This window comes from Legionella sp. 39-23, from assembly GCF_001897665.1.
Classification (GTDB): Bacteria; Pseudomonadota; Gammaproteobacteria; order Legionellales; family Legionellaceae; genus Legionella; species Legionella steelei.
In genome coordinates this window covers 17,980-39,110 of record NZ_MKTO01000043.1, presented here as the reverse complement: position 1 = coordinate 39,110, position 21,131 = coordinate 17,980, and the positions used below count along the sequence as shown (strand labels likewise).

Below are 21,131 nucleotides of genomic sequence, written 5' to 3'. Positions count from 1 at the left end.
TTTTTTCTCAACTCATGTGTCAAGGATGTCCCCGAACAGTGTCAGGGATGTCCCCGGCTATACAGGAGCCCAGCCTACGGTGTCACAAATTGTCTACATATACGGGGATGACGTTCTCAATCCTTTTTTTCTTTCTGAACCAAAATCGCTAACTCGTTCATTTTTTAGTTTTTTTATTAAAAAGAACAAAAATCTCCAAATTGTCTATACTTATTTTGTCCTGTTAACAAAAGTGACGGCTTGGCTTCATATTATTCATAGAAAGAAAAAATGAAATAGTGTTTAAACTTCAACCATGAGGACAGAAAAAATGGATCTAAGTAAACGTATAGACCCCAAAACCTGGGCTTTCGTTGAAAAAATCAAGAAAGCTGGTGGTAAACCAATTTATGATCTTCCGGTTAAAGAAGGAAGAGCCATTTTTGATAAATTACAAGAATTGCCTGCCACAAAAGAAAAACCCGAGGTAGATATTGAAGATCGTGCAATTCAACATGCCAAAGGTAAAGTAGACATTCGCATCGTTCGCCCTAAAGGATCCAAAGAAAAGTTACCCGTGGTCATGTTCTATCATGGTGCAGGCTGGGTTTTTGGTGATTGGCAAACTCACGGACGTCTTGTGCGCGAACTTGCCGTAGGCGCTCACGCTGCCATCGTGTTTGTTAATTATTCTTTAGCTCCAGAAGCGCAATACCCAACACAAATTGAAGAAGATTATTCGGCATTGAAATATATTGCAGAGCATGGCAAAGAATTCAACCTCGATACTTCTCGTTTAGCAGTTGCTGGCGATAGTGTTGGTGGTAACATGGCCGCGGTCATGACCCTTCTTGCTAAAGAGCGTGGAGGCCCTAAAATTGATTATCAAGTACTTATTTATCCAGTAACTGATGCCAATTTTGAAAACGCTTCATACAAAGAATTTGCTGAAGGTCCCTGGTTAACGAAGAAAGCCATGGAATGGTTTTGGGATAATTATCTACCTGATAAAGCAAAAAGAAAAGAAATCACTGCATGTCCTTTGCAAGCGTCAGTAGATCAACTCAGAGGATTGCCACCCGCATTAGTCATTAATGGTGAGTGTGACGTATTACGCGATGAAGGTGAGGCGTATGAGCACAAGCTTAATGCCGCAGGTGTTCCCGTCACCGGAATTCGTCATCACGGTACAATTCACGATTTCGTTATGCTCAATGATCTCATTGATACTCCAGCATGTCGTAGTGCAATCGAAACCATCAATAGTCATTTACGTATGGTATTTGCCAAGAAGCACTAATTGCTGTTTGAGGGATACTGCATGGTATCCTGGCATCAACTTAAGAACAGCCTGGGTGACGGTCCGCAAGACCGAAACCTGGGTTTCACTTCCTTGCACCCAGGCTACAATGATATTGATTAAGCGTCTTTTTTATGACAGTTCAAGATTCCTTACTGTTTTTTTATTTCCAGGCTCCCTTTTTTTAATACCTGTAAATAAAGGCTCTTGATACCCGCCCAAGATACCTTCTTTGGAAAAAACAATTTGCCATAACTGGTTCGAGCGAGCACGAAAAGAGCCCGCACAGGCTAATAAATAATAGCGCCACATACGATAAAAACGTTGGTCATATTGTTCTTTTAAATGGTCCCAATTTTCTTCAAAACGCTCATGCCACGCCATTAACGTCTTGTCATAATAAGCACCAAAGTTCGCCCAGTTTTCCATAATAAATAATCCGTTAGAAGCGGTGCTGATTTGCTCCATAGACGGAATCATACCATTAGGGAATATATATTTGTTAATCCAGGGGTCAACTGTTTTGGTCGTTTGATTTCCACCAATTGTATGCAACAAAAACAAACCATCGTCTTTAAGACATTCACGCACTTTTTGCATATACACTCGATAATTTCGATAACCTACATGTTCAAACATGCCTAAAGAAACCACACGATCGAACTGCTCATGAATATCTCGATAGTCCTGTAAACGAATTTCAATTGGCAAGCCAGCACAATTTTGTTTTGCATACTCATACTGTTCTTTAGATATGGTGACTCCTACAACATTGACACCATAGTTTTCCACAGCATATTTAGCAAAAGCGCCAAATCCACAGCCTATATCCAATACGCGCATCCCTGCTTCAAATTTTAACTTCTGGCAGCTTAATTCCAATTTATTCAATTGTGCCGTATCGAGATCATTGGCATTTTTCCAGTAGCCACAGGTGTAATTCATACGACTGTCTAACATGGATTTAAATAATTCATTGCCTAAATCATAGTGCGTTCTACCTACTTCAAGAGCACGTTTTTTAGATTGATGGTTAATCAACTTCAGCCAAATTAATTTTGGCCATAACCATTTATCGGCTTTCACCTTCTGATCCAGTTGCGCTCGCAGAATACGCGCAAAGAATTGGTCGAGACTTTTACAATCCCACCAGCCATCCATATAAGTCTCACCTAGTGCTAGAGAGCCCTCATTAAAAATACGCGAGTAAAACTCTTCGTTATTCACTTGAATATCCCAAGCTTCATTCCCGTTGGGCATAATTCCGGCTGAATGCAACAGGTCTATTGCAATTTTTTTAATTTGCTGATTCATGAGTAGACTTATCCTTTTGTACTACACAATTCAAAAATCATTAAGTTGCTGTAATTTTTATGGCGCCATTTAAATTACTTAACTTATCCTGTAAAAAAAGAAATACCTCAAACAACAAAATTATTAATACAATATATTTTCCATACATTATCACAGCATTTATTATAAAATTGCTGTCTATATTGTGTTTGTATAAAGCAAAAGAAAATGAATAATACATCCCCAAAGTAAAAATTCGCGTCCATTGTGAAAGATTATAAACAAAAATACCGTGAAGAAAACCCGCAATTTTTATGCGATGATACATTTTGATTAAACTCATCCCTTCAACAAGAAATAATAGACTTGTTGCAAGAATCCATGTATTAAGAATTACCTTATCACTAAGAGCCTGCGTCACCGTACTTGCCAAGCCTGAGATGGACAGCGCGCCATGAAGGATACTATTGCTGTTATCCCAACCTAAAAACAAACGTTTCTTTGTACATGTAAGCAAATACTTCCCAATAATGATGCCGCCAATGATATAGAATAAATAACCCAAAATGATTAATCCTTGGCTTATTAAAATGGGGATTGTCGGTGCAAACAATAGATGCATCAGTAATGCGAGTGCTTGAGTACTGACGGTGAGGAGCAAAATACTCCCTGTATGCAGCTTTATTTTTTTTAAAAAAATACGCTGTAAATTCCTTAAAGAAATAATGATATAAATTGGCCAAATGAGTAGTGCGCAATTTGCACACGTCCAAATCACTATATGCCAGGAGGGAAATTCTTGTAAAAATAAAACCGCCAAAATTGAAGAGCCGGCTACCCAAGTACCCATACCGAATTGATTGATTGCGCTTGCAGTAAACAGATTAAAGCGTCCTTCTATCGAACAGTTAACAAAAAAGCACAGCAAATAAAATCCAATAATCAACAACTCCATGATAATGAGCTGTCTCAATAAAGGGGTTACAAAGTGGAATTGAGGCAAGACATCAAACAAGACAATTCCTATAGCCATCACAATATTGCCGGCAACTGCCTGGCAACCGGTGCTTTTTTTATAAAAATGATGAACAAAAGCTGAGACTAAAAATAAAATCAAGAGATACAGAACTAAATAATATTCCATAAGGTAATGTCTCAGAAAGGACTCCATTAAAGTCATATCCTATTCATTCTACACATTCCAACTACCAAAAAAACTCCTTGGCGTGCAAATTGCATATAAGATACAAGCTGTCTTTTAATTTTATAGATTGCTTTTTCTATCTACCTACCTTTTAAGATAGCGCGCCTTAAAATTTTACATGGAGATAAAATTATGGCCGTAACCAGCGCATTAAATGGATTAAGCAGTATCAGTGCTCTTAGCTTGTCACAACCGGATGCCATTGCAAGTTTAGTTCTCCTAGGGATCGTGGGTGCAGGAACAGTAGCCGTAATTGCTCACAAAAAATGGGAGCACTATGAAGAAAAAAAGCATCGAGAAGAAATTGAAGACATCAATCGACGTTGCAAACGATTTTTGGAAAAAATTGAGATACCTGGTTATGGCGTCGTGCAAGGCTTCCCACCCATTTTCAAATTCACCCATGAAAATGATCCCAAATCAGTAGACTCCCTGCACTATACAATAGATGAAATCAAGGAAATAGGCAGAAAACTCCCACAAGTACCCCCTGAATTATCGTCATACAGACAATCGATTCTGCATGCCATCTTAAAATTAAAAGAATATTATTTAAGCCGAGACAATCATAATGATACTACGGCCGGTGTTCTTTCTTATTTACTTAACATCTTACAAAACAGATGTTTAAGCTTCGAAGGGTATGATTTTGATTCGGCTTATCTTGGCGCACTCACCGATTTTATTGATGATTATGCATCTAAAGAAGGTAGAGAAAATAGCCAGCACTTTAAACGTTTGCAACCAGTGTATACATACTTATTGGATGCCAAACAACACTTAGACCGACATAAAGAATCGCTTTCATTGCGTGAATTGGTCACTGAGCTTAGAGAGACCTGTCTCGATGACAGTAATCGCTTGTTACGCCTCCTTGTCAAAATGGTTATACCCGAAAAGAAAAAGGATTTAGCAGATACCGCAGCTATTGATGAGCTGGAAAATAATATAGTCCGTAGAGAATACATTAAATCTGAAGTATTGGGGGCGATACTCAGCAGACATCATGAAATCAATTTACCTGAATCCGTTTTTAAAAACTGGATCACCGGCTTATCAGCATACTATTTAAAATCATTAAGACCTTGTGCCATGTTGCGAGAAAAAAGAATAATGGCACCTGCTGATCTTTTTGCGTTTACTGACTGGGCAAAATCCATTCTGCAACAAAGAAAAAAAGCAGCCAAAGATAAAGAAACGCTCGCCAACGAGCTAAAAGCAATAGCACAGGTATTTAGTAATTCACGCAATTTTATTAACACCAAAAGAGTAGGTCCTGAAAAAAAACCTGAATTTGTTGTCGTTAAAGAAGATCAGGAGTTACTTGATCGAGCTGTCATTATGGCAAATTTTGCCCACTTGATTCATGCGATAATTTCCCTACAAGCGTTTTGCTCTCACTTGTTGCACAGCATAGAGCAATTGGGGGCAATTTATATTAATGACCCCCAACATTTTACTGAAATTTTTACCGTGCTCGACAATTTATGTAAGGTAGTTGAGGGCGATCTAAAACAAGTCAAAGAGGCATTTGTTGCCATCTCTAAAGCCAACAAAAACACCATGCGCCTTGCAAATGAAGGACTATTCCCTAAAGAAATTGACACCGTTCTCGAGTCAGTAGAACACATGCTGTTAAAACTGGGTACGCAAGTTAAAGATTATAAAAATCACCATGCCCAACCAGCTGAAGCGGCAACAAAGACTGCGGTTTATGAAATGCTCACGGTCGCTCAATTTTTCGAAAAAATGTATGCGCTTCCTCAATCCATCGCCCAGCTGCTACAACCAGTCAAGGCGTCTGAACAAAAGAGTGCAGACCAACAAGGCAAAGCTTCGGTACCAATTGCACCATTATTACATGAAGTAATACCTGAAGATGACGCTTTGGCTATCAAACAAAAGGAACGCACTTTATATGATCTCGCTCAGCAAATAAGGAAACAGATAGATACTATCCATAAAGAGCAGCCAACCGATTTGAACCTAATAAAATATCAAAAAATTAGCTATGCCTTAAGCATGTTGAAAGTAAAATCCATCGCCATGCTACAAGAAAAACCAGCAGATGCTGAACGCCAGGACAAAGCCGATAATATTTATAATTTAGTGCATTCCTTATATCAAACTACGCTTGAATTTTTAATGCTGCCACCACAAGCACGTACACAGCAGGTTGCTGCATTTACACAAAAAATTCAGGCTGAATTAAATGATCCAGAAAACAGCTCATTCATTGATAAGCATCGAGACTCTTTCCCTAAATTCATTGCAGAACACTTTGGTTTTTTTCATACAGATACACGCAATAAATTATCGGTATTGAAAGAAGCTTACGAAGGTCTGCAAGCACAACCAGTTTAGGAGGCGACCGCTTTGGCAGAAATTGTAAGTGTTAGGTAATTCATTGACGAAAAAAACGTAGGCTGGGCTGTTAAGCCCAGCACTTACTGAGTTAATTCTTATTCTTCAAAATATCCATTATGAACACCATTACTGAGCGCTCAACAAAACAAGTAACTTATCGCACATCGGCATGGTTACATGCTGGGCTTAGCAGCCCAGCCTACATTTATTGAGTTATTTTTGTCCGCTACATGAGTGGGTAGCAGTTGCACTGAAACCTACAAATACATGCGCCTAAATTTTATTAATAACTACGCGCAGTGCCTGTAATTTTAAAGCAGTACTCTGCATGTATTCCGCACTTTCACCGAGCTGTTTTTTATAATAAGCAATTTCATCCTCACGTATTGAGGGGTTAAGCCTTTTTAATGCTTCCAGCCGATTGATTTCATGGCTAATGCTTTGTTGCATCTGCACTGTAGCCTGTTTTATGATTTCCTGCAGTTGTGCTTCTGCTACTTTTTTGCTTTGTGTCAAAATGGTTTCAAGATCGGTTTGGATCTGCTGAATAATTGGATAACCCAAATGGCGTTTAACGGGTTCACACATTTGATTTAATTGTTTGTAATCCAATATCTTGGAAAGATTTTTTCCCGATATATCCATGAGGACACGAATTGGTGTAAGCGGTAAAAAGCGATCCAATTGCAGTTTTTTAGGCGCCGCACAATTTGCTGTAAAGAAGGACTCCAAAAACAACGTTCCAGGTTGAATACTTTTTATAGAGATAGTGGCCAAAGTTGCATTACCCAACTCGGAATCCAGCGTCATTTCCATACATTCGCTGACCATGGGATGCTCCCAGCTTAGGAACTCGACATCTTCACGCACAAGCGCTTTAGCGCGAGAATAAGTCACTGTCACCCCGTCTTCTTTTAATCCTGGGAAATGACTTGTTTTCATATGATCGCCGGGACGCACTATTTCCGTATGTTCAGAATGGTATTCATGATCGATACCATACTCCTGAAATACCTGCGCCATATAATTTTCTAACTCCAAACAATTTTCTTCGGCCTCAATCGCTGCAATCAATGCCTCTGCTTGTGATGTATTACAGGAGTTTAACTCCAGCAAGCGATCACGACCTTCGTGCAGTGCTTGATTGATTTGTTCTGCGCGCGCTTTTGTTGCTGCAATCAGTTGTTCCAGCTCGTGTGGTTGTGTACCTACTGTATCAAGAAGAGGTAATAACTGCTCTTCAAATTCTTCATAAAGAGTAAAACCCACAGAGCAGCTGTGGGTAAATAAGTTAATTCCTTCGTGATACCAACGAAATAATTTCTCCTGCACCGTATTCAGCAGATAAGGGACATGGATTTCAATAGTGTGTCGTTGGCCAATCCTATCAAGCCGACCTATGCGTTGCTCTAATAAATCTGGACTTAAAGGTAAATCAAACAAAACCAGGTGATGTGCAAACTGAAAGTTTCGCCCTTCGCTGCCTATTTCAGAACAAATAAGCGTCTGCGCGCCGTTTTCTTGCTCTGCAAAATAAGCTGCGGCACGGTCACGTTCAATAATTGATAAGCCCTCATGAAACGACGTACTGCGCAGGCCCATTTTTACTTTTAAATACAGCTCCAACGCAATCGCGGTATTTGCCTTAGCACAAATCACCAGCACTTTTTGAGGATGTAATGCGTTAATGGTGTTTGCAAGCCACTTCACCCGCGGGTCATTTTCCAGCCAGATCTCTTTATCCAACAGTTGTTCAGGATACAGCTTGCGCTGACCTTTTTGCGCATCCAATGAAGAATAAATCGCAGGGCACTCTAACGGATATGCATGTACCTGGCGCTCAGGGAAGCCTTGAATTGCCGCACGCGTATTGCGAAATAGGACACGCCCTGTTCCATGCCTATCTAACAAATTGCTAATGACCTGACCTACCTGTAAACCCGTTATGTCGCCCAAATAAGCAGCTAATTGCGACTTAAGTGCCACATCCAGGGTTTCTGCCGACGCCTGTTCCTCATAAGCCATCAACTCTTGTACCAAAACATTGATTTGCTGATACCCCTCTTCTTCTTTTTTGAAGGTCGAAAGATCATAAAATCGAGCAGGATCAAGTAGTCGCAAACGGGCAAAATGGCTGGCAATTCCGGCTTGCTCTGGTGTTGCAGTCAAAAGCAATACGCCTTTGCTGTGTTTGGCTAATTCCTCAACGCATTCATACTCGGGGCTCATTTCTTCCTCAGACCAATGTAAATGATGCGCCTCATCAACCACCAGCAAATCCCACTGAGCACTCAGCGCTTGCTGGCGGGCTTTTTCATTGTCCATGAGAAAGTCCAAACTGCATAAAACCAGTTGCTCGTTTTCAAAAAGATTCTCTTGTGTCGTACCTATCTGTATTCCGTCTTCTTCATCTAACTCATAGGAAAGTTCATAGCGCTCGGCATCAATGATCGAAAAATATAAATTAAACCGGCGAATCATCTCGACCAGCCATTGATGGATCAACGTTTGCGGCACTACAATCAAGACTCGGTTGGCACGACCTGTGCTTAACTGATAATGAAGAACCATGCCGGCTTCAATGGTCTTACCCAACCCAACCTCATCGGCAAGTAAAACCCGTGGGGCATAGCGTTGTGCGACCTCATTGGCGATATAAACCTGGTGTTTTAAATGGCTGGTTCTCGAGCCCAATAACCCCCTAACCGGAGATTGCTGTAATCTGCTGACATGATTCAGGGTATCTATTCTTAATTTAAAAGTATTTAACTTATCCAGTAACCCACTGAACAATCTTTGTTCTGGCGTGTTTAATTTGATAAAACAATCAAGGGAAACCTCACTGATTTGCCGCTCATTACCCGCATCGTCGACGCCAGTATAAAAAAACAAGCCTTGACGCTCTTCTACTCGCGTAACCTGCATTTTCTGTTGGTTCGAGGTAGTTACCTCTTCACCTTCTTTGTAGATAATGCGACTCAGTGGCGCACTATCTATAGAGTAAATGCGCTCCTCATCCGCCGCAGGGAAGCTTAAACTAACCTGCCTACCATTCAAATCAATAATAATCCCCAAACCGAGTTGGGTTTCAGTGTTACTTATCCAGCGTTGGCCAATACTATAGGTCATAAAAAATCATCTTTTGTGTCAAGTGTGAGTAAAATAATCAAAAAACAAAATAAACTCAACTTGACTTGGATCCTTTTTTTAAATAGCATGACCCGATTTTAATCAAACTTGAGGGGTTTAGTATGTCGTACACAAAGTTACATCAAGAACCAAAAAGCAGCGCTGCAGATTACAATCGAGAGTCAGAAAGGCACCTTGAGCACAAAAAAGGGCTTGACGACACATACTCGCCTCGCCACACTACTTACGCAAAAGCATCTAGCGTGCCAAGCAATCCACCGTCTGATGGAGACAGCATATTTGACTTATGCATGGGAACCCCTGAAAATAAAGCGCAATCAAGAGCAAAACTTAAAGGTGCGATGGAGCAAGGATATACATTTGTAAAACAAAATGTACCTGGATTTTTCACTCCATTTGGCGGAAAAAATCAATTATTAGAAGAACTGGGACTGGATACTAAAAGAGAAGTCGCAATTGTTGCAACCTCGCCACTTAGTGCACCTGTCGCGTTGACTCTTGTTACCGGCGCTGCCGCACTGACGGCTGTAGTCGCTGCCTTGACTACTGTTGGCAGCTTGCTTGCTGCTGCAGGTTATGGATTAAATAGCTTACGCGCAGGCAAAGAAGACTCAAGACAATCTGCAAAAGATGCACTTGATGTTGCTGCCAAAGCAGCTCTTGTTACCACATTTGCTGCTTTAACTACAATGGCTGCTGCTATCGCAACCGCTTTGTCTCCCTTTGTGGCTGCGTTCTATCTGCTTGGCCGTACCGGTGCAACTGCTGTTGCTAAAATTGCTGAGTGTGCTCATTCTAATGACAGCACCGAATCTACTCGTTTAGCAATGTAAATCGACTTATTTAAGTTGGGCTTTAAAGCCCAACTTATCTAAAAACAAATGAATTGTTTTTGCTTATTCAAGCTATAATTTACACCCTCGCAAATTATCGTTACCTCTTGAAAACAAATTTTTCTTGTTTTCTTAAGTTATTCTGGTTAAAAATAGTAGGGACAGGAAGATTATTCAACAAAAGGGAATTTATATGGCTACCAACGAAGATGCAGTTCGACTATTAATTGATCTCGATACGGAACAGGAAGTTAGACTAGGCGAGTCAGCAGAAATACACACCGTAGACGAAGAAGCCGCACTACCTATCGATCTCGATACAGAACAAGAAGTAACACCAGCAACAGTCGAAGACACGCCGGAACAAATAATACGCAGTAAATTAAAGGTTGTTAACGAGACAGAACAAGATAAGCTCGTAAAAATTACCATCACTAAAGAAATATTTGAGCAAATCAGAAAAAGTCTGCAGGAGACCGTCAAAAGTCTGGAAAAAAATCCAAGTATGTTCTCGCGAGCTGCAGAATACTGGGGTGAATTACCACTGTGGCAAAAAATTATTGGGGGAGTCGCATTAACGGTTCCTACCTTAATCCTGGGCATTGTTGCGCATATTGGTTTCCTTTTAGCAATTTGTGGGGTTACTGCGCTTACTTATGCAGCAGGAGGCATCATTCTTGATGATCATCACAAATGCAGTACCAGTGCGGTCGAAAGCTTGCAAAAAGGCATTTTAGGCCTAGCTGACCTGCTTGAGCTAACCATTAATGCGCTGGATATTATCCGTCAACAATTAGCCATTGAAATTAAAAAATTTACTGAAGAAAATGCAAAATTCAAAGCATACATTGAAGAGTTAAGTAAGAAAATTGATGCGATTGACAAACAAGTCATGGCCACGGCTAGAATTAATGACACGTTAACTGAAACCAAAGATGGATTGGTAGAAGTTTCCGGTGCACTTAAAGAAGGAGTGGAACGACAAAGCGATTTAATGCAGCAAAATCAAGAGAAGTTAGATCGTATTACGGAAGGGTATAGAACCGCTCAAGAAGAGTTAGTGCAAAAAGTTCGTGAGGTAAAACAGGTGCGGCATGAACTGGGACAGGATCTGGATCGCGCTAAAGCGATGATAGATTCCCTACATACGGCAATAACCAAGCTATCGGTCGATGCCATTGGCAATGAAGAACAACGCAAGGCGTTTCAAGAAAAACTAGATATTTTCATAAAGAATAAAGAAGTGAGCTTTCTTTTAATCGCTGATCGCATCTGTGAAGCAGAACGTAGACTGGCAATAGTACAAAAAGAATTAGAGCGTTCGAATGACCGCTATCAAGAGCTTCTTAAGATACAAGAGCGGCATATAGACACACTCAAATCAATGAGCAGCCAAGCTTCTGCAGATCAAGCTCCGAGCCAAGCAAAGCTACAAGACGGCCGCGTAGATACACCGCAAACACAGGAGCCAATAATGAATCCTGTTAGCATGATATTGGATAGGATTGGATTGCATGCACAGAAAGAACCAGGCGCTAAGCCAGGTGCAGAACGCACAGCAACACCGCAATACAGCTAGCCCGATGCAACGAGAGCCTACGTCCCGCGACTTGTTCGCGGGATCCAAAGCATCATCATAGCTCACCTGAGCTAGTCATTCTTGTATGAGTCCCCTAACCTATTCTTTTCTACCTGCCAAAGTCAAATTGTATGCCTCTAAAGCTGCTTTGACGGCTGCACGCTCACCGATGCGTTGATACCATTCAAGTAAATGCGCAAAACGCTGCTCATCAATAGTCTGTTTATAAAAAACTTGAAAGCAGTAAACCCAGGGCCAAATTGCCATATCAGCAATGGTGTACTCGTTGCCCCCAATATAAGAAAACTGGGTCAATTGTTTTTCCATAACGCCTAACAAACGATCACATTCATCCGCATAACGTTTGAGCGCTGCGGGAACTTTTTCAGTTGCACGATGAAAATATCCTAATTGACCAAACATAGGGCCTATATGCGCTGCTTGAAAAAAACACCATTGGAGAATCGTGTACCTATCCTGCAATGATTCGGGTAAAAATTTATGATGCTTTTCTGCAAGATATTGCAAGATTGCGACACTTTCAAACAAATAAAAATCTTTTTGCGAATCATATAAAACTGGAATTTTATTGTTTGGTGAAATTTTTAAAAAATCCGGATTAAACTGTTCGCCTTTGGAAATATCAATGAGCTTAATCGTATAATGCTGCGACAATTCATGGAGCATAATTGTCGGTTTAATACCATTAGGTGTTCCAAATGAGTACAAGGTATACATGAGAACCTCCTTGTTATAAGTGCTGAATAAAGTATAGTGTCACGAATTAGCAACACCGCCACTACCATATCATTTAATTACCAACAAGCTAAAGTGCCATAGTGAGTTTATTCGCGTATTTTCAATCACATCACCCCCAAACTCCGATGCGAATTTAATATCCAAGCTGATAGAGACAGATGCAAATACCGTCAAAACTGTTACAATGGCCAGCAGTTAACACTGAGTCATGCCTTGACAATTATTTCTTAAAAAACACCCATTCATAAAATGGCAAAAGCCTAGTAGCAGACAAGGAGTATAAGATGTCATTAGAACGCGCTGCAATATATAACCGTTTGAACAAAACCTTTCGTGATGTTTTTGACAATGAAAATCTATCTGTAAGCGATGCAACCACCGCTAACGATATAGAGGAATGGGATAGCCTGAATCACATAACCCTTATCGTTGCCGTAGAAGCCGAATTTGGTTTCAAATTCAAAATGGGCGAGGTAGTGGTTCTACATAATGTCGGAGAAATGGTAGATATAATAGAAAAACAGGGAAAGTAAATGGGTATTACAACATTTCGATTTTTTTGTTTCCTGGGTATTGCGAGTATTTTGTATTACCTTGTTCGCCCCCGTCAGCAATGGAAAATCTTGCTACTCGCCAACATTGTCTTTTATATTGGCTCAGGACAAAACAAACTGAATTGGTTTATCTTATTTACTTCCTTGTCCGTATATTTTGGCGCAATGGCCATAGAAGGAACAAAACATAAGTCTCTTGCGTTTTATAGCACATTGGCCCTCAACCTGGGGTTTCTAATCTACTTTAAGTATTTCAATTTTTTTATACAGGAACTCATCAATCCATTTCTTAACACCCATCACCTTTGGTATAACATATTGATGCCCGTCGGGATCTCGTTCTACACCTTACAAACTTTAGGTTATTTAATTGATATCAAAAGAGAGATGTATCCAGCAGAAAGGAACTATGGCAGATTTTTTCTCTTCGCTACATTTTTCCCAACCGTTTTACAAGGGCCCATTCATAAACACCAGGACTTGCAATCACAGTTATTTGCGCATCATCAATTTGACTGGCAAAGATACTGTTTCGGCATACAAAGGATTTTATGGGGACTTTTCAAGAAACTCGTTATCGCAGACCGGCTCGCATTATTCGTGGATCCAGTGTTTGCAGACCCCCAGTATAATGTTGGCTGGATTATGGTGTTGGCCATTGTAGCCTTTGCGATACAACTCTATGCAGATTTTAGTGGCTGTATGGATATTGTGATTGGTGCCGGTGAAATGTTTGGTATCAAGATGACCGAGAATTTTCGCGCCCCATTTTTCAGTCGCTCAATTCAAGAATATTGGCAAAGGTGGCATATTACCCTCGGTATTTGGTTAAAAGAATATATCCTGTATTCCGTGATGAAATCGAATTGGCTCCAAAAGTTGACCTCTTGGAACAAGGAACGGTTTGGCAAAAAGGCAGGGAATAAAATTTCCACCTACATTGCCTTATTCATATTATGGTTTGTGGTTGGGTTTTGGCACGGGGCAAGCTGGAACTTTATTATAGGCACTGGGCTTTTGCATTGGTTTTATATCACTTTTGGCGATGTGGCTATGCCTTGGCGAAAAAAAGCGGTGGAAAAGCTAAAAATCAATACCGAAGCCTTCTCTTTCAAAGCAATGCAAATTGTGCGCACCTTTATTTTTGTCTGTATCGGGTTCGTATTCTTCCGCACCAAAACTCTTGCTGATGCGGGGAATGTGTTCAAGAGCATAACATTTGACAACAATTTTTGGATTTTCTTTGATGGAGAATTGCTTGAATTTATGAATAAACAAGATTGGACGCTTGTTATTTGCGCAACAATTGTGCTGTTTACTGCAGATACGATGAGGCTTAAAGTCTCGCTGCGAGAAAAGATAGCCGAGCTGGATATTGTTTCAAGGTGGTTTATCTATTTTACGGCCCTATTTAGTGTGGTGATTTTCGGCATGTATGGCCCCGGTTATGACGTTAAAAAGTTCATATACGGAGCATTCTAATGACCATCAGCGTAAAAAAGTCGCTCATTTTTATTGGTATCTCTGCGGTTTTGTTCTATTTTGTCAGTGAGCTATTTATAGACAAAAGGGTTTATCGTCCAATCAATATGTCCTTGTACACCGTTTCTGGTTTTTATAAAGAGCCTAAAAACACCCTTGATATCATTTCAATTGGCTCAAGTCAGTGTTATACGGCGATTATCCCTGCAGTTTTATGGCGAGATCATGGCTGGACGTCCTATGATTTTTGTGTGGAGCAACAGCCGTATTTATTAAGCTATTACTATATGAAAGATGCGGTTAAACGTCACCCAAATGCTCTTATTCTTCTTGAAATAGGAGAGTTCCATCCGCGTAAACAAATATCGGATGAAATGATCTATGTCAATCTCAACGATATGCAGTTCTCATTCAATAAATTATCGGCCATCCACGCGGCAAATCCGCGTCATTGGTTTGATTATCTATTTACCATCAATAAATATCATTCCACTTGGAGTTTTTTATCTAAATCCAAAATAGATAATATGTTTTATAGAGGTTATAGTTTCAATAAAGGCTATGGTGAGGCGACTGATGACTGGTGGGAAGAGGGAAAAGAGCCCAAAGATTATGACCTCTTACAGACAGACAGGGAGAAATTAGACCCAGATTCCGAAAAGGATTTGCTACGGATTATCAACTACGCCAAAAAAAATAATGTAAAATTGGTACTTTATAAAGCCCCATCCACTAATTTAAATGCGAAGAAAAACGTAAATTATATAATGGATATTGCCAGCAAATATAATATTCCTTTCATGGACTTCAACACACAAATGATAGGACAACATCATTTAAATGTGCCGCAAGCACAACAGATGACCGCTCTGCTTGCTGATTATCTTTCTAAATACTATACCTTTGCGGATAAACGTAAAGACCCCAAATATGCCCATTGGGAGCAAAGTGTTTCCTATTTGAAACAGCAAGAGCAAAAATATAGGATGCGTAAAACCAAAGATCTTATCTCTCTATTGAATATCCTAAAAGGTAATCCCTATTACATAGTCCTCTTATCAGTCAAAGACTCCGCCACACGCCCCTACATTGATGTCGATCGGAATATAATCGATACATGGCAAAGTTTTGGACTAAAACCAGATGTATTTATGGCGAGTCATTTTGGCAATTCATACATCGCGGTATTGGATGGTGGGAAGGTCATCCATGAGCAGATAAGTCCCGACAAATTGAGTTGGAAAAAAGCGCTGAAAGGAATTGACCGTGTATTTATTGAAAGCAGCGGATTTTTCTCAGGAAACTTCTCCTCTATCAAGATAAACAATCAGGAACAATCGCCCAACTCCAGAGGGATTAACATCGTTGTCTATGATAAGTGGATGAATGATTTTGTATTGCAAACCACTTTTGATGCGTTGTAGTTGTTCTGATGCAAGGGAGTTATTGATGTTAAATTATCCATTAGATGCACATTTAATTTTAAGAAAGAAACACGCGATAAAGAAAGAACTGCTGTTGAAGGAACATTTTCTTACGAAGAATATAGCCATTTTGGGTGGTTCTACAACGGCAGAAATCAAAAATATTTTAGAACTATTCCTTTTGGATATTGGTATTAAACCTAACTTTTATGAGTCGAAATATAATCAATATTTTGAAGAAGCTGTTTTTGATAATGAGCCCTTGCAACAATTTAATCCCGATATTATTTATATTCACACGACGAATAAAAATATTAGCCATTACCCAACAATGCATCACACGTCTGAAGAAATTGATATCATTCTTCATAATGAGTTCCAGAAGTTTTCTAGTATATGGTCTTCTCTGACGAGCAAATATCATTGTGCGATTATTCAAAATAATTTTGAACTGCCGCAAAATCGGATATTAGGTAATTTGGATTTTTATGATGTTCGCGGCTCAGTGCATTACATTCATAGACTAAATTCTTTTTTTGCTGAAGAGGCCCAAGCAAGAGCCAACCTTTATATTAACGACATTCATTATTTGGCAGCATCCATAGGATTATCTACTTGGTTTGATAAAAGCATGTGGTATGCCTACAAATATGCATTAAGTTATACCGCAATACCGTTCTTAGCCAAAAGCATATCCGCTATCATTGGGGCACTGTTTGGGGCATTAAAAAAATGCATGGTGTTGGATCTGGATAATACCTGTTGGGGTGGGGTGATAGGAGATGATGGTTTAAATGGAATCGCAATAGGCAAAGAAACCGCCATTGCCGAAGCACATACTGAGTTTCAGCAGTATGCAAAAACGCTCAAGGATAGAGGTGTTGTACTTGCTGTATGCTCAAAGAATGACATGAATCATGCCAAAGAGGGCTTTATGCATCCGGATACTGTGTTAATCGATCAGGATTTTGCAGCTTTTACAGCAAATTGGGAGCCAAAACACCATAATATTGCCAAAATTAGTGACACCTTGAGTCTTGGTTTAGACAGTTTTGTTTTTATTGATGATAATCCAGCAGAGCGACACATTGTCCGCTCTAATCTGTCGATGGTCAGCGTGCCCGAAATTGGCAGTGACATCGTTGATTTTATAGATCATATTGATAAAAATCATTATTTTGAAACCGTATCGCTTGCAAGTGATGATCTACAGCGCGGCGCATTTTATCAAAAAAATAAAGAACGACGCACACAAGAGTCCCACTTTACTGATTATGGCGAATACCTGCATTCCCTGGAAATGAATGCAGAGATCAAGGCATTTACCCCAGTTTATCTTGCGCGGATTACCCAGCTCATTAACAAAACGAATCAATTTAATCTGACTACCAAAAGATATACTTTGGCAGACGTTACAAGCATTACACAGGATGCAAATTACATAACTCTATATGGCAAGCTAGAGGATAAATTTGGTGATAATGGTTTGATATCTATAATAATTGGCGAGTTAAAAAACAAAGAGTGTCATATTGAGCTATGGCTTATGAGTTGCAGAGTTCTTAAAAGAACTATGGAATATGCCATGTTCGATGCCCTGGTGGCCAAGTGCCATACTTTAGGAATAAAACAAATTATTGGCTACTATTACCCAACTGAAAAAAACAATATGGTGTCTACGCTATATCAAGATTTTGGATTTAATGCCTTAGCAACTGATGCGCACCATTCGGTCTGGAGTATGGATGTATCCAACTACATTAATAAAAATCAACATATTAGGATAAGCTCGAGTAATCTGTCGGATGAACTCTAAAATATGAGCGCGGCTATGACTTGCTGCAGAATCATTTTAGTCTATTCTTAGAAATCATAAGCAGCAAAAAAAGGATTTATTATGAGCCTCAAAAATAAAGTGGCTATTCTTAGTAGTTCACGCACTCCGTTTGTCAAATCACAAACTTACTATTTAGGCCAGTCTAATCAGGATATGTTAGGCGCAGCATTAGCTGATCTCATTAATAAAACGCAAATTCAAGGTGAGCTATTAGGTGATTTTATTGCAGGCGCAATTATGAATCATCCTTTTGACTGGAATCTGTCGCGCGAAACGGTTTTGGGGAGTAGTTTATCTCCAGAAACACCTGGATTAACGATACAACGTGCTTGTGGCACGGGTTTAGAAGCGGCAAACCTCATTGCATTAAAAATTGCCAGTGGGCAAATCGCTGTGGGAATAGCTGGGGGAACAGATACTAACTCCGATGTTCCATTAATTGGACAAAGACGACTGACTCATTTTTTAATCAAATTTCAACAAGCAAAAGGACTGAAGGAAAAGTTTAAAGTCTTTACAGAGTTTCGCTTGGGAATGCTAAAGCCTCTATTGCCGGAAGTGCGCGAGCCACGTACTGGTCTGTCTATGGGTGATCATTGCGAATTAATGGTTAAAGAATGGCAAATTAGCCGCCAGGCTCAAGATGAATTGGCGTTTCGCTCACATCAAAACGCCGCCCAAGCTTATGATGAAGGATTTTATGATGATTTAATTGCCTCTTTTGCTTCCTTAAAGCGAGATACCATTACCCGCAAAGAGACTTCTTTAGAAAAATTAGCGTCCTTAAAACCGGCTTTTGATAAATCGGAAAAGGGCAGTTTAACTGCAGGAAACTCAACCCCACTCACCGATGGCGCATCGGTCGTATTATTAAGCACTCCTGCATGGGCTCAAAGTCATCAACTGGAGCCTCTCGCATATTTTGTGGACTGCGAAGTGGCAGCAGTAGATTACGTGCATGGTGCAGGATTATTGATGGCACCAACGATTGCCGTCGCGCGTTTATTAGCAAGGAATAAACTGAGTTTGCAGGATTTTGATTATTATGAAATTCATGAGGCCTTTGCTGGCCAAGTATTATGTACTTTGAAAGCCTGGGAATCTGCTGAATATTGCCAAAAAGTGTTACACCTCAAAAAACCTCTAGGAAGCATAGACACACAAAAAATGAATATCAAAGGCGGCAGTCTTGCTCTTGGACATCCTTTTGCGGCAACAGGTGGGCGTCTGGTTGGTGCTGCCGCCAAAATACTTGCCAATCAAGGCCAAGGGCGCATCCTTATCAGTGTTTGTACGGCTGGCGGAATGGGTGTGGCGGCAATATTAGAACGCTAATGCAGCGCATCTATTTGTAGCCTGGGTGGTGCGCGGCATAACCCAGGCTAAATGCTCTAATTAACTAATTGATTATAAACCGTTGGTTCTGCTTTTTGGATTCTTTCGATGTGGATCTGATTGACTTTTCTGGCAAAAAAATTACGAGCCAGATAAGCACTTCCTCCCACTGCTGCAGAAACGCTCTCTGTAACCTCCAGAGGAGGGCTTGGTGTTTTTTGATTCGGTTTAAAGAAAAAACCTCCGCCATAAGTGGCCTTTGCAGCTACCGATACTGCCTTCTTGAGTAACACATTTAAATCAGTAAAATACAGTGGGATGGTAAAATTATCTTCACCTAAATCGATGTCGATATTAAAAGGCACAGATATAGTTGGACCGTTATAATGTGCTCCATACACATGATGCTCTCCATTAGGAGGATAGGTAATAGTAGGAATCGTTCTGTATAAGTGAAGGGCCGTCGTTGCAAATGTCGTACTGAGCATGGACATAGAGAGTGCACCTGTAAAAGCTTTCGCACTCACATAAGCATATTCTTTCCAATAGGGCTTGGCAATTTGCAGCTTATGATTGTGGGCATAATCACGCTGTTCTTCCCGACCCTCCTGCCACTGATTAATATTCGCGCTTACCGTTTTTAAGACCATACCTGATGCCATACAAATGATACCGCCAGTTTGCGTCATACCTGCAGCAATATAATCTGTCAGGTTATATGTAGTGCCATTATTAACACTATTACTGTAAGTCAAAGGGAATACTTGATTAAAACTAGATTCTACGTTGGTGACATCAATCCCCAGAGTAAAATTACCTGTAGCATTTACTGCACCGTAATAGGATGCGCTAACGGCCTCCAAATTCAGCATGTTAGACACCGCAAATGCAGCCCCACCAAGAGTACACGCCAATGTCCCACACACATCCATGGTATCTGCTACTGCATGCACTGTCGTATCAAATGCCCAATTAGTTGCCGTCCAAAATCTATCCGCCCAACGCATACCTACATCCTTTTTACAATAAAAAAATAAATACCCATAATTTTTCAATCAGGACCAATCAAAATAGCTATCTGTCTTAATTTCTATCAGAGCATATCGATATCAAGCGGTCAACATATTATGTACACGCCGGATTTTTAAAATGACGCAAATAAAAGTTCATTTCATGCGCACGATTAGTAAAAAGCCAATTTATTCCTCGGTTTAATTCTCGGTACATGCTGAACTTGGAATCGACCATGCCCACACCAATAATTTTTTCGGCATCTTTGAGCCGACTAATTGTCTTATTGTTTATCAAAAAATAATGTCCCAACACGCCCCCATAATTTTCTCTTAAACTGAGATTACAATATCGATGTACATTATTATGTGATGCAACCAATAACAGTGCCTGCTTTGGGAATTGAGATAGGGAATCAAAAACCTCGGAATCTAAAGTGAGTACGTGATAATCTTCACCAGCAGTTAACCCCTTCAATGCTTGCACCAAAGCATCTTCGTCCTCAAAAGGTGCTTTTAGTTCGATAAACAAATGCATGCTGTCTCCATAGGCAGCAACAACTTCATTCAGCGTAGGCACCTGAGGTGCCAGTATTCGTAATTCATTAAAATGCAGGTTAGCAATTGCCTGCTCATGCCCCCAGAGACGCTTTAATGTGGGATCATGATTCACTACCAGCACTTTATCTGCGGTTGCGTGCACATCAAATTCAATTCCCCAACATCCCAACTCTTTTGCTAAAGTAAATGCAGCAAGCGTATTTTCAATAATACCTTGCGCATGATTATGCGCCCCTCTGTGGGCAATCAAACGTACAGATTGAGCGCTCTCCAAGGAGGGTTTCTCTCTAGGAACAAGCGCGAAAAATCTATCCACCGTTTTTTCTAATAACTCAAGTAACACGAAAAATCCCTAATAACTTATATTCTTTTTATTGTAATATGAGTTCGACATAGACATTAAAATACTTTTATATCGCACTCACGCTATTTTATGTGGGGAAAATTGAAAAGGCAAAACAGCT

At 40.1% G+C, this 21,131-nt stretch carries 16 protein-coding genes; 10 read left to right on the top strand and 6 right to left on the bottom strand.

What is annotated here, in order from left to right; all coding sequences use genetic code 11:
• Together BGO44_RS16910 and BGO44_RS16905 are read left to right on the top strand one after the other, a co-directional pair.
• Positions 1 to 274 (top strand): hypothetical protein (locus BGO44_RS16910; RefSeq protein WP_286823441.1); only part of this gene is annotated, 274 nt, incomplete at its 5' end.
• A 36-nt stretch (positions 275 to 310) separates the two neighbouring features.
• Positions 311 to 1,279, top strand: a complete 969-nt coding sequence (locus BGO44_RS16905) for an alpha/beta hydrolase (RefSeq protein WP_273201401.1) — start codon at positions 311 to 313, stop codon at positions 1,277 to 1,279.
• Positions 1,280 to 1,411: 132 nt separating this feature from the next.
• On the opposite strand, the gene cfa is transcribed toward BGO44_RS16905, so the two are convergent.
• Both cfa and BGO44_RS16895 read right to left on the bottom strand, forming a co-directional pair.
• Positions 1,412 to 2,593, bottom strand: a complete 1,182-nt coding sequence (gene cfa / locus BGO44_RS16900; RefSeq protein WP_058511358.1) for a cyclopropane fatty acyl phospholipid synthase — start codon at positions 2,591 to 2,593, stop codon at positions 1,412 to 1,414.
• A gap of 40 nt (positions 2,594 to 2,633) precedes the next feature.
• Complete coding sequence (locus BGO44_RS16895) at positions 2,634 to 3,752, bottom strand: TDT family transporter (RefSeq protein ID WP_273201399.1); 1,119 nt, start codon at positions 3,750 to 3,752, stop codon at positions 2,634 to 2,636.
• Positions 3,753 to 3,908: 156 nt separating this feature from the next.
• Between BGO44_RS16895 and BGO44_RS16890 the strand changes: the two genes are divergently transcribed.
• Positions 3,909 to 6,140 (top strand): hypothetical protein, encoded by a 2,232-nt coding sequence (locus BGO44_RS16890; protein WP_273201398.1) that lies wholly within the window; start codon positions 3,909 to 3,911, stop codon positions 6,138 to 6,140.
• Positions 6,141 to 6,416: 276 nt separating this feature from the next.
• Here the strand turns inward: BGO44_RS16890 and rapA are convergent, their stop codons facing one another.
• On the bottom strand, positions 6,417 to 9,272 hold the full coding sequence (gene rapA, locus BGO44_RS16885) for an RNA polymerase-associated protein RapA (protein ID WP_273201397.1): 2,856 nt from the start codon (positions 9,270 to 9,272) through the stop codon (positions 6,417 to 6,419).
• A 122-nt stretch (positions 9,273 to 9,394) separates the two neighbouring features.
• On the opposite strand from rapA, the gene BGO44_RS16880 reads away from it, so the two are divergent.
• Complete coding sequence (locus BGO44_RS16880; protein WP_273201396.1) at positions 9,395 to 10,126, top strand: hypothetical protein; 732 nt, start codon at positions 9,395 to 9,397, stop codon at positions 10,124 to 10,126.
• A gap of 193 nt (positions 10,127 to 10,319) precedes the next feature.
• Positions 10,320 to 11,705: a LegC2/C7 family Dot/Icm T4SS effector gene (locus tag BGO44_RS16875; RefSeq protein ID WP_273201395.1), complete on the top strand. Its 1,386-nt coding sequence runs from the start codon at positions 10,320 to 10,322 to the stop codon at positions 11,703 to 11,705.
• A 99-nt stretch (positions 11,706 to 11,804) separates the two neighbouring features.
• Here the strand turns inward: BGO44_RS16875 and BGO44_RS16870 are convergent, their stop codons facing one another.
• On the bottom strand, positions 11,805 to 12,443 hold the full coding sequence (locus BGO44_RS16870) for a glutathione S-transferase family protein (RefSeq protein ID WP_273201394.1): 639 nt from the start codon (positions 12,441 to 12,443) through the stop codon (positions 11,805 to 11,807).
• Between the two features lie 305 nt (positions 12,444 to 12,748).
• Here BGO44_RS16870 and BGO44_RS16865 point away from each other — a divergent pair, with 305 nt between their 5' ends.
• The 5 genes from BGO44_RS16865 to BGO44_RS16845 all read left to right on the top strand — a co-directional run bounded on the left by BGO44_RS16865 (position 12,749) and on the right by BGO44_RS16845 (position 19,096).
• Complete coding sequence (locus tag BGO44_RS16865) at positions 12,749 to 12,997, top strand: acyl carrier protein (protein ID WP_273201393.1); 249 nt, start codon at positions 12,749 to 12,751, stop codon at positions 12,995 to 12,997.
• Positions 12,998 to 14,500, top strand: coding sequence for an MBOAT family O-acyltransferase (locus BGO44_RS16860; protein ID WP_273201392.1), 1,503 nt, complete (start codon positions 12,998 to 13,000; stop codon positions 14,498 to 14,500). It abuts the gene before it with no gap.
• Positions 14,500 to 15,924 carry a hypothetical protein gene (locus BGO44_RS16855; protein WP_273201391.1) on the top strand — a complete coding sequence of 475 codons (1,425 nt, stop codon included), beginning with the start codon at positions 14,500 to 14,502 and terminating at the stop codon, positions 15,922 to 15,924. The genes BGO44_RS16860 and BGO44_RS16855 overlap by 1 nt, the downstream gene beginning before the upstream one ends.
• Before the next feature lie 25 nt (positions 15,925 to 15,949).
• The gene (locus BGO44_RS16850; protein ID WP_273201390.1) at positions 15,950 to 17,740 is read left to right on the top strand and encodes an HAD-IIIC family phosphatase; all 1,791 of its coding nucleotides are present in this window, start codon (positions 15,950 to 15,952) and stop codon (positions 17,738 to 17,740) included.
• Between the two features lie 81 nt (positions 17,741 to 17,821).
• Positions 17,822 to 19,096: an acetyl-CoA C-acetyltransferase gene (locus BGO44_RS16845; RefSeq protein ID WP_058511368.1), complete on the top strand. Its 1,275-nt coding sequence runs from the start codon at positions 17,822 to 17,824 to the stop codon at positions 19,094 to 19,096.
• 56 nt (positions 19,097 to 19,152) lie between these two features.
• Here BGO44_RS16845 and BGO44_RS16840 read toward each other — a convergent pair whose 3' ends face one another.
• Both BGO44_RS16840 and BGO44_RS16835 read right to left on the bottom strand, forming a co-directional pair.
• Positions 19,153 to 20,103, bottom strand: a complete 951-nt coding sequence (locus tag BGO44_RS16840; protein ID WP_058511369.1) for a hypothetical protein — start codon at positions 20,101 to 20,103, stop codon at positions 19,153 to 19,155.
• 118 nt (positions 20,104 to 20,221) lie between these two features.
• Positions 20,222 to 21,010: a glycerophosphodiester phosphodiesterase gene (locus BGO44_RS16835; protein WP_273201388.1), complete on the bottom strand. Its 789-nt coding sequence runs from the start codon at positions 21,008 to 21,010 to the stop codon at positions 20,222 to 20,224.
• Positions 21,011 to 21,131: the final 121 nt, after the last annotated feature.

Bases quoted from the DNA above. Each gene is read 5' to 3' on its own strand.
- BGO44_RS16890 (WP_273201398.1), top strand. From the start codon at position 3,909: ATGGCCGTAACCAGCGCATTAAATGGATTAAGCAGTATCAGTGCTCTT.
- BGO44_RS16850 (WP_273201390.1), top strand. From the start codon at position 15,950: ATGTTAAATTATCCATTAGATGCACATTTAATTTTAAGAAAGAAACAC.
- cfa (WP_058511358.1), bottom strand. From the start codon at position 2,593: ATGAATCAGCAAATTAAAAAAATTGCAATAGACCTGTTGCATTCAGCC.
- BGO44_RS16905 (WP_273201401.1), top strand. From the start codon at position 311: ATGGATCTAAGTAAACGTATAGACCCCAAAACCTGGGCTTTCGTTGAA.
- BGO44_RS16880 (WP_273201396.1), top strand. From the start codon at position 9,395: ATGTCGTACACAAAGTTACATCAAGAACCAAAAAGCAGCGCTGCAGAT.
- BGO44_RS16840 (WP_058511369.1), bottom strand. From the start codon at position 20,103: ATGCGTTGGGCGGATAGATTTTGGACGGCAACTAATTGGGCATTTGAT.
- rapA (WP_273201397.1), bottom strand. From the start codon at position 9,272: ATGACCTATAGTATTGGCCAACGCTGGATAAGTAACACTGAAACCCAA.
- BGO44_RS16845 (WP_058511368.1), top strand. From the start codon at position 17,822: ATGAGCCTCAAAAATAAAGTGGCTATTCTTAGTAGTTCACGCACTCCG.
- BGO44_RS16875 (WP_273201395.1), top strand. From the start codon at position 10,320: ATGGCTACCAACGAAGATGCAGTTCGACTATTAATTGATCTCGATACG.
- BGO44_RS16870 (WP_273201394.1), bottom strand. From the start codon at position 12,443: ATGTATACCTTGTACTCATTTGGAACACCTAATGGTATTAAACCGACA.
- BGO44_RS16865 (WP_273201393.1), top strand. From the start codon at position 12,749: ATGTCATTAGAACGCGCTGCAATATATAACCGTTTGAACAAAACCTTT.
- BGO44_RS16855 (WP_273201391.1), top strand. From the start codon at position 14,500: ATGACCATCAGCGTAAAAAAGTCGCTCATTTTTATTGGTATCTCTGCG.
- BGO44_RS16860 (WP_273201392.1), top strand. From the start codon at position 12,998: ATGGGTATTACAACATTTCGATTTTTTTGTTTCCTGGGTATTGCGAGT.
- BGO44_RS16895 (WP_273201399.1), bottom strand. From the start codon at position 3,752: ATGACTTTAATGGAGTCCTTTCTGAGACATTACCTTATGGAATATTAT.